Genomic DNA, 8,756 nt, shown 5'->3' with positions numbered 1-8,756 from the left:
GCACCAGTTCGACCTCTACGCCCTCGGCGCGGCCGGGGAGGGCCGGCCGCGCCGAGGGCGTAGAGGTCGAACTGGTGCTGTCCGAGTCCGCGTACGAGCCGCTCGCACCAGAGTCCGGGCTCACCGGTGGCGTACGGGTAGCCACCCTCCGTGAGCAGTCCGATCCGCACGCGTCTCCCCCCGATCTCCCTTGACGGCGGCCACCGTTGGTCCGGTGACTGGCAGCGGGAAGAACGTAAGCGGAGACACCGGGGGTGCGGCGGACGGTTGTCCGTCGCACCACCGGAAGGGGTGAATGCACGTAACTTTCCCCTCCCGGTAGCGTTCTGTCGCGCTAAGCTGCAGAACGGTCACGGAGGGTCAGGCGGCGGCCACGTCCCGGCATCCCGCACGGCGATCGTTCTTGAGACGGGCGTCTCGTCATGTGATCACCGAGGGTGGGGGTCCGCCTCAACTTCCGGGGTAGACCCAGGGGTTCGGTCGGCACTTGATTCCGCCGATGTCCAGCGACTTCGTCTGCTGCTGCATCACGGGGGCGAGGGCGCCCTCGGTGCCGCAGTTCACATGGCCGTGCCCGAGCCGGTGCCCGACCTCGTGATTGATGAGCATCTGGCGGTACGCGACCATCGCCTTGGGGCCGAAGGTCTCCGAACCCTGCGCCCAGCGGAACGCGTTGATCATGACCCGGTCGGTCTGGGCCGAGTCGCAGGACACGTTCTGGGCCAGGGTGTCGAGCTCGGACTTGGCGCACCAGACGCCGGTGGTGCCGGGACTGGCGAGCGTGATGACGAACTGCGACTCCCCGCTGGAGACGCGCTCGAAGGTCATCTCGCCCTTGCCGGCCCAACTGCGGCGGTCGTTCAGGGTCTTGAAGACCGTCGTGGCGAAGAGGTTCTGGTCGAGAGCGAGCCCCTCCTCGACGTCGATCCGGTAGCGGACCAGCTTCCCCTTGCCGGGGGCCTTCTGGAAGCCGGGCACGGCCTTGAACCGGCCGTTGCCCTTGAGCTTGGGGTCGATCGGGAACTGGAGGGCGAGGAGCTGCTCGTACGTGGGCGGCTTGGCGGCCACGGAGGGCGCGTTCGACGGGACGGCCCGCTGGTCGGAGCGGGACGCGGAGTCCTCCGAGGGCCGCTCGCCGGGCTGCTCGGCGGCGTGGGCGGTGCCCGGCGCCTCGTCCTTCTGGGCGACCTGTCCGGTGACGACGACGGCGAGGACGGTGGCGACGGCGGCGGCCGCGACACCGGTGAGGGTGCGGCCGAGGCCGCCCCGGCCGCTCTGCTCGTCGGCCTCGGTCCCGGTCTCGTGGCGGGGGCCCGGGACGATCGGCGCCCGGGGGGCGTCCTCTTCGGGTTCGGCGGTGCGGGGGGCGCCGTTCCGCGGCGCGTACGGCCGGGCGGCGGATCCCTCCTCGTGCTGCGGGTGCCCGCCCCGGACGGAGCCCCCGTAGACGGGGACGCCGTGCGCGGGGGTGCCGAGGGCCGCGTGCGACCCCGTGTCGTGGATCCCACTGCCGTGCGCGGGAGTTCCGTACACGGGGGTGCCGTAGACCGGGGTGCCGTGCGCCGGCGTCCCCGCCGGGTCCTGGCCGGCGGGCCTGCGGCGGCGTCCGCCGCCGCTCTGCGACGGGCGGGCGGCCTGCGGGCCCGGGGTCCCGACCCGGGCGACCACCGGTTGCTGCCCGGTGTCGGCCACCGAGGGCGCGGCGCCCTTGCGACTGTGTCGTCCCACGCCCCGGATCAGCTCCCGCCGTGATCGGCGATCAGGTCCCGGGCGGCCTGCGCGACCGTCTCGGGGTACTCCATCATCGCCACGTGCCCCGCCTCGGGAAGGGTCAGCAGACGGGAGCCGCGGAACGCCGCGGCCGCCTTGCGGGCCATCCGGTACGAGACGAGCTGGTCGCGCCCACCGTAGACGAGGAGCGTCGGCGCGAGAACCCGTTCGGCCTGACGCCACAGGCCGTGCTGGCCGCCGAGCGTGTAGGCGTCGACGATCCCGCGCGAGGAGCGGGCCATGACCTCCCAGAAGTAGGGGAGTTCCAGGCGCCGTTCCATCTCCTCCACCGCGTGCCGCAGACCCTCGTCGGTGACCCGGCCGGGATCCCCGTAACAGAGGGAGAGGACACCGCGGACGCGCTGCTCGGGCGTCCAGTTCCTCGTGAGCCGCGCGAACGCCGAGGCGACGCCGGGCACCGCGAGCAGCGCCGTGGGCCAGGCCGTGCGCTGGGCGCGCAGCTCCGGCAGCGCCGGCGAGACGAGGGTGAGGGTGCGGACCAGGTCGGGCCGGGCCGCGGCGACGCGGGTGGCGACGGCGCCGCCCAGCGAGTTGCCGAAGAGATGGACCGGTCCGCGCCTCCGGGAGTCCAGCAGCCGGATGACGGCCCGGGCGTGCCCGGTCACCGAGTAGTTGCCGTCGTCGGGCGGCGGCGAGACGCCGAAGCCGGGCAGGTCGACCGCCTCGCCGTCCACGATGTCCGCGAGCAGTGGCATCAGCGTGGACCAGTTCTGCGAGGAACCGCCGAGGCCGTGGACGTACAGCGCGGGCGGCAGGCCGGGTTCGGCGCCGGGCCGGGCCCGTACGGTGAGGGTGAGTCCGGGCAGCGAGACGGAGCGGAGCTCCTCGCCGTCGGCGACCCGTACGGCGCGCTCGGGGCGCGGCGGGGAGGGCGCGGCGGCGGTCCGGGTTTCCGGCAGCTCGGTCGACGACATGGCGGCAATATTACGAGACGATCACGCGCGGAGGCGTGTGGGTGCCGTCACAGGTGCGTGTGCGGCGAGGCGCGACTGCTCCTAGGCTCGAAGAGAGGGCCATCGGAGAGGACCGCGACCCCCGTGCCGGAGGGAACCGCATGACTGTCGATCCGACCGATCCGGACACGTTCGCCGAGGAAGCCGAGAAGGCCGAGAAGGCCAAGGAGGCCGAGGACGGGGACGTCGCGCTGGACGAGGAGACCCCGGAGGCCGACGCGGCCGAGCAGCACACGGAACTGCAGCAGCGCGAGGACGAGCCGCTCACCCGTGTGGAGCGCGATTCGGCGAACGAGGCCGACGCGTCCGAGCAGGCGCGGGTCGTCGCCGTGGACGAGGACGACTACCGCTGAGCGGACGACTCCCGCCGGTTTGTTCGGTTTAATCTTGAATCGACTGTCGACCCGGACGTCCGGTCCGTGAAATTCTGCGTCCGCACCGCGCACAGCCGGGTTACCCAAAAGTACGATGGCGACGCGCGCTACAGCGTGCACGGATCGATTCTTGGGAGGCCGCGTGAGCGCCATCGAGCAGACAGAGGCAGCACGCCCTCGGGGCACGCGCCTGCCGCGACGTGCCCGACGGAACCAGCTCCTCGGAGCCGCCCAGGAGGTCTTCGTCGCCCAGGGGTACCACTCGGCCGCGATGGACGACATCGCCGAGCGCGCGGGCGTCAGCAAGCCGGTCCTCTACCAGCACTTCCCCGGGAAGCTGGAGCTCTACCTCGCCCTGCTCGACCAGCACTGCGAGTCCCTGCTCCTGGCGGTGCGCACGGCCCTCGCCTCCACCACCGACAACAAGCTCCGCGTCGCGGCCACGATGGACGCCTACTTCGCGTACGTCGAGGACGAGGGCGGCGCCTTCCGGCTCGTCTTCGAGTCCGACCTGACCAACGAGCCCGCCGTGCGCGAGCGGGTGGACCGGGTCAGCCTCCAGTGCGCCGAGGCGATCTCGGACGTCATCGCCGAGGACACCGGTCTCTCCAAGGACGAGTCGATGCTGCTCGCCGTGGGCCTCGGCGGCGTCTCGCAGGTCGTCGCCCGCTACTGGCTGTCGAGCGGGTCCGCGATCCCGCGCGACAAGGCGGTGGGACTGCTGACCTCGCTGGCCTGGCGGGGCATCGCCGGCTTCCCGCTGCACCCGGTGGACGGCCAGCTGAGCGCCGAGGGTCACTGAGCGTTCCCGGGGCCTGTTCGCTCCTGGCGTGCGGCCACTGAGCCGTACCCGTCCCCTCACCGGGCTAATGTGTGCAGCGTACGGCGCGGTAGTCCGCGCAACGCTGACCGTTCGGAGGGACATAGCCGTGGAGGTCAAGATCGGCGTGCAGCACGCACCCCGGGAGATCGTTCTGGAGAGCGGGCAGTCCGCCGAGGAGGTCGAGCGCGCCGTGGCCGACGCTCTGGCCGGCAAGGCGCAGCTGCTCAGCCTCTCGGACGAGAAGGGCCGCAAGATCCTCGTGCCGGCCGAGAAGATCGCGTACGTGGAGCTCGGCGAGCCCGCCGTGCGTCGCGTGGGCTTCGGCGCTCTCTGAGCCCGAGATGTGACGGGAAGGGCCCGGTGGACTTCGGTCCACCGGGCCCTTCGCTGTTCGGTCCGCGGGGCCCTCGCCGTTCGGTCGACCGGGCCTCTCGCCCGGCCTTCGCCGGGCGGGCCCGGCCGCCGTCGCGCCCCGCCCCGATGTGTCCGTATGACCACGTCAGGGGGTACGGGATGATTGCGTTCCGAGGCACTTGGGTAGGTACGCGTACGACCGCAACACCCGCCCCGCAGCCCCCCGCGAGGTGATTGACTGTGCTCCTGGAAGCCCTCGGCTCCGCCCTCCTCGGCTTCGCCCTGGCCTGGGCCGCCGTGCACCGGCTGCCCGACCGCCTCCCCGTCCGGGCGAGGGTCCTCGCCACCGGCACGCTGGGCGCCGTCTTCGGCGCGCTCGTCACACACGGGGCCCTCGGCCCCGGTCACTTCCTCGCCACCCTCATCGGTGCGGTGGCGGTGGCGGCGGTGCTGCTCTCCCTGCTCATCCGCCCGGCCTCGCGCCGGCTGCGGCGATCAGCGGCGGCGTGAACAGCGCCGCACACCCCTCCCCCGTGAGCCCGACCGCACACGCGGCCGTGAGCCCGGCCGTACGCACGGCTCCGCGCCGGCGTACGGGAGCGCGTCCGTACGGGTAGGGCTCAGGCGGCCAGACCGAGCGCGGCCATGCGCTTGGTGTGGGCCTCGGTGATCCGGGAGAACATCCGGCCGACCTCCGCCAGGTCGAACCCGTCCGCGACACCCCCGACGAGCATGGTCGACAGCGCGTCGCGCTCGGCGACCACCCGCTGCGCCTGGGAGAGCGCCTCGCCCATCAGGCGGCGCGCCCAGAGCGCGAGCCGGCCGCCGACGCGCGGGTCGGCGTCGATCGCGGCGCGGACCTTCTCCACGGCGAAGTTGCCGTGACCGGTGTCGTCGAGCACGGAGACGACGAGCCCGCGGGTGTCGGAGTCGAGACGGGCCGCGACCTCGCGGTAGAAGTCACTGGCGATCGAGTCGCCGACGTACGCCTTGACCAGGCCCTCCAGCCAGTCCGACGGCGCGGTCTGGCGGTGGAAGTCGTCGAGCGCCTTGGCGAAGGGCTCCATGGCCTCGGTGGGCTCGGCGTCGACGGCGGCGAGCCGGTCGCGCAGCCGCTCGAAGTGGTGGAACTCGGCGGAGGCCATCTTCGCCAGCTCCGCCTTGTCCGCGAAGGTCGGCGCCAGCTTGGCGTCCTCGGCGAGCCGTTCGAAGGCCGCGAGCTCCCCGTAGGCGAGGGCGCCGAGGAGGTCGATCACGGCGGCGCGGTACTGCGGCTCGGTGGAAGCCGTCGCCCAGTCCTTGGCGGCGATCCCGGTCGGTGTGGCGTTGTCAGGCGTCTCCATGGAGCGCACAATAGCCCGCTCGGACCCCCGGGTAAGGCGCCGGCCAGTCAGTGTGACCGTGCCCTCATCGTCATTTCTCCCAACACACATGCGCGAATCCGGGGTACAGTGATAAGGCGCCCGCCGAGTATGCGGACATGCTTTCGCACGTTCGGACGTATGCGGTGGGCCGACTCATGAATGAGGATGCCCGGTCGGTGGCCCGATCGGCTCCGGCCCGACAGCCCTTCCGGCGGACCCGCGGAGGGGTCACCTCAGCGGTACGACGCTCGAGCGACGGCAGTGGTCCCGTGCCACCCGGCAGCGATCCCCAGGATCGCGCCGGCACAGTTCCCGGCACGGTACGACCCCCTTCGTTCGCCTCGTCCCGCGTCCACAGAAGAGGCAGCACCCTGACTACGACTTTCCGAGACCTCGGAATCCTTCCCGAGACGGCCGAAGCCCTTGAGGCGGTCGGCATCGTCAACCCCTTCCCCATCCAGGAGATGACCCTTCCGGTCGCCCTCACCGGCACCGACGTCATCGGCCAGGCCAAGACCGGCACGGGCAAGACCCTCGGTTTCGGCCTCCCCATCCTGGAGCGCGTCACCGTCCCGCTGGACGTCGAGGCCGGCCGGGCGAAGCCCGAGCAGCTGACCGACGCCCCGCAGGCGCTCGTCGTCGTCCCCACCCGCGAGCTGTGCCAGCAGGTCACCAACGACCTGCTGACCGCCGGCAAGGTGCGGAACGTCCGCGTACTCGCGATCTACGGCGGCCGGGCGTACGAGCCCCAGGTCGAGGCCCTGAAGAAGGGCGTCGACGTCATCGTCGGCACCCCCGGCCGCCTGCTCGACCTGGCCGGCCAGAGGAAGCTCGACCTGTCCCACGTCAAGGTCCTCGTCCTGGACGAGGCCGACGAGATGCTCGACCTGGGCTTCCTGCCCGACGTCGAGAAGATCATCAACATGCTTCCGGCGAAGCGCCAGACCATGCTGTTCTCGGCGACCATGCCGGGCGCGGTCATCGGCCTGGCCCGCCGCTACATGTCGCAGCCGACGCACATCCGCGCCACCTCGCCCGACGGCGAGGGCGTGACCGTCGCCAACATCAAGCAGCACGTCTACCGCGCGCACAACATGGACAAGCCGGAGATGGTCTCCCGCATCCTGCAGGCCAACGGCCGCGGGCTCGCGATGATCTTCTGCCGCACCAAGCGCACGGCGGCCGACATCGCCGAGCAGCTGGAGCGGCGCGGCTTCGCCTCCGGCGCCGTCCACGGCGACCTCGGCCAGGGCGCCCGCGAGCAGGCGCTGCGCGCCTTCCGCAACGGCAAGGTCGACGTGCTCGTCTGCACCGACGTCGCCGCCCGCGGCATCGACGTCGAGGGCGTCACGCACGTCATCAACTACCAGTCCCCCGAGGACGAGAAGACCTTCCTGCACCGCGTGGGCCGCACCGGCCGCGCGGGCAACAAGGGCACGGCCGTGACGCTGGTCGACTGGGACGACATCCCGCGCTGGCAGCTCATCAACAAGGCCCTCGAACTGAACTTCCACGACCCGGTGGAGACGTACTCCTCGTCCCCGCACCTCTACGAGGAGCTGGACATCCCGGCGGGCACCAAGGGCATCCTGCCCCGCGCCGAGCGGACCCGTGCGGGTCTGGGCGCGGAGGAGCTGGAGGACCTGGGCGAGCCCGGCGGACGCCGTGCGCGCGGCCCGAAGAACGACAGGTCCGAGCGGACCGAGGAGCGCCCGGAGCGGACGCGGACCCCGCGTCAGCGTCGGCGCACCCGTGGCGGCGAGGCCGGCGACGCCGTGGCCCCGGCCGTCGAGACCCCGGCCGTCGAGGCCGCGCCGGTGACGGACGAGGCGAAGGCCGAGGCCGGCCCGCGCACCCCGCGTCGCCGCCGCCGCACCCGCGTCGGTGCCCCCGGCTCCGAGCCGCAGGCCCAGGCGCAGACCGCGCCGTCGGCTCCGGCCGCCCGGACCGTGGTCGAGCCGGCCGCTCCGGCGCCGGTGGCCGAGGCCCCCGTCGTCGAGGCCCCGGCCGAGCCGAAGGCCCCGCGCCGTCGCGGCCGTGCCGCCGCCCGTCCGGAGACCGCGCCCGCCGCCGCGGTCCAGGAGTCGGCCCCGGCCCCGCGCCGTCGCCGGCCCCGGGTCCGCCCGGTCGAGGACACCGTGTCGTTCCAGACGGTCGAGACGGCCGCGGCCGCCCTGCGTGCCGCGCGGACCGTGGAGGCGCCCGTCGCCGCCGTGGTCGTCGAGGCCCCGGTCGCCGAGGAGCCGAAGAAGGCCCCGCGCCGCCGCACCGCCCGGAAGGCCGTGGCGGAGCCCGTCGCGGCCGTGGTCGCCGCTCCCGTGGTGGCCGAGCCGGTCGCGGTCGTGGTGGCCGAGCCCGCCGCACCCGTCGCCGAGGCCGCCGTGGTGACGGCCGAGGTGCCCGCGCCGCGCCGCCGTCGGGTGGTGCGGAAGGCCGCCGGTTCGCCGGTGACCGCCGCCCCGGTCGTCGAGCCCGTCGTCGAGGCGGCGCCCGCGCCGGTCGTCGAGGAGCCGAAGGCGCCGGTCCGGCGCCGGGTGGTCCGCAAGGCCGCCGGTTCGCCGGCCTCGTCGACCGCGGCCGAGACCGTGATCGTCACGGCCCCGGTCGTCATCGAGACCGCCCCGGCCGCCGTGGTGGCCGAGGAACCGGTCGCGGAGCCGAAGAAGGCCACGCGACGCCGTACGACGAAGAAGGCCGCCGCGGAGCCGGTCTCCGAGGCCGCCGAGGTCCCGGTCGTCGAGGAGGCCCCCAAGGCCCCGCGCCGACGCACCACCAAGAAGGCCGTCGCGGCCGAGGCGCCCGACGCGTCGGAGCCGAAGACGCCCCGTCGCCGTACGACGAAGAAGGCCGCCGCGGCACCGGTGGCCGAGGCCACCGAGGAGGCCCCGAAGGCCCCGCGCCGACGCACCACGAAGAAGGCGGCGGCGGCTCAGCCGGAAGGCTGATCGCACCCGCCCTTCACGGCCGAGGCCCGGCCCCCTATCGGGGGCCGGGCCTCGGCCGTACGGTCTCAAGCCTCGGGCCTCGGGCGTACGGTCCCGGGGACCAGGCCGCTGCCGTACGGTCCCGGGGGTCAGGCCTGGGTCGTCCGGTCCCG

9 protein-coding genes are annotated in these 8,756 nt (G+C 73.4%); 5 read left to right on the top strand and 4 right to left on the bottom strand.

All coding sequences use genetic code 11. The annotated features are described in order from the left end of the window. The 3 genes from EAO70_RS40500 to EAO70_RS30510 form a co-directional block, all read right to left on the bottom strand. On the bottom strand, positions 1–170 hold a 170-nt coding region (locus EAO70_RS40500), incomplete at its 3' end, for a DUF3492 domain-containing protein (protein ID WP_410091586.1). A gap of 280 nt (positions 171–450) precedes the next feature. Then, positions 451–1,728, bottom strand: coding sequence for a DUF3152 domain-containing protein (locus EAO70_RS30515; protein ID WP_148006067.1), 1,278 nt, complete (start codon positions 1,726–1,728; stop codon positions 451–453). Between the two features lie 8 nt (positions 1,729–1,736). Next, a complete protein-coding gene (locus tag EAO70_RS30510; RefSeq protein WP_148006066.1) occupies positions 1,737–2,705 on the bottom strand; it encodes an alpha/beta fold hydrolase in 969 nt (322 codons plus the stop codon). A gap of 140 nt (positions 2,706–2,845) precedes the next feature. Here EAO70_RS30510 and EAO70_RS30505 point away from each other — a divergent pair, with 140 nt between their 5' ends. From EAO70_RS30505 to EAO70_RS30490, 4 genes are all read left to right on the top strand, one after another. After that, on the top strand, positions 2,846–3,097 hold the full coding sequence (locus EAO70_RS30505; RefSeq protein WP_148006065.1) for a hypothetical protein: 252 nt from the start codon (positions 2,846–2,848) through the stop codon (positions 3,095–3,097). Between the two features lie 163 nt (positions 3,098–3,260). Beyond that, positions 3,261–3,920, top strand: a complete 660-nt coding sequence (locus EAO70_RS30500; RefSeq protein WP_148006064.1) for a TetR/AcrR family transcriptional regulator — start codon at positions 3,261–3,263, stop codon at positions 3,918–3,920. Between the two features lie 127 nt (positions 3,921–4,047). Continuing rightward, the gene (locus tag EAO70_RS30495) at positions 4,048–4,275 is read left to right on the top strand and encodes a DUF3107 domain-containing protein (protein WP_187284102.1); all 228 of its coding nucleotides are present in this window, start codon (positions 4,048–4,050) and stop codon (positions 4,273–4,275) included. A gap of 260 nt (positions 4,276–4,535) precedes the next feature. Then, positions 4,536–4,805 carry a hypothetical protein gene (locus EAO70_RS30490; RefSeq protein WP_148006062.1) on the top strand — a complete coding sequence of 90 codons (270 nt, stop codon included), beginning with the start codon at positions 4,536–4,538 and terminating at the stop codon, positions 4,803–4,805. Positions 4,806–4,915: 110 nt separating this feature from the next. Here the strand turns inward: EAO70_RS30490 and EAO70_RS30485 are convergent, their stop codons facing one another. Then, positions 4,916–5,638 carry a ferritin-like fold-containing protein gene (locus tag EAO70_RS30485; RefSeq protein WP_148006061.1) on the bottom strand — a complete coding sequence of 241 codons (723 nt, stop codon included), beginning with the start codon at positions 5,636–5,638 and terminating at the stop codon, positions 4,916–4,918. Positions 5,639–6,123: 485 nt separating this feature from the next. On the opposite strand from EAO70_RS30485, the gene EAO70_RS30475 reads away from it, so the two are divergent. Beyond that, positions 6,124–8,604, top strand: coding sequence for a DEAD/DEAH box helicase (locus tag EAO70_RS30475; RefSeq protein WP_148006059.1), 2,481 nt, complete (start codon positions 6,124–6,126; stop codon positions 8,602–8,604). Positions 8,605–8,756 lie beyond the last annotated feature (152 nt).

This window comes from Streptomyces sp. adm13(2018) (assembly GCF_008042145.1).
Lineage (GTDB): Bacteria > Actinomycetota > Actinomycetes > Streptomycetales > Streptomycetaceae > Streptomyces.
The sequence above is the reverse complement of the archived record's forward strand: the minus strand, read 5'-3'. Positions and strand labels throughout refer to the sequence as shown.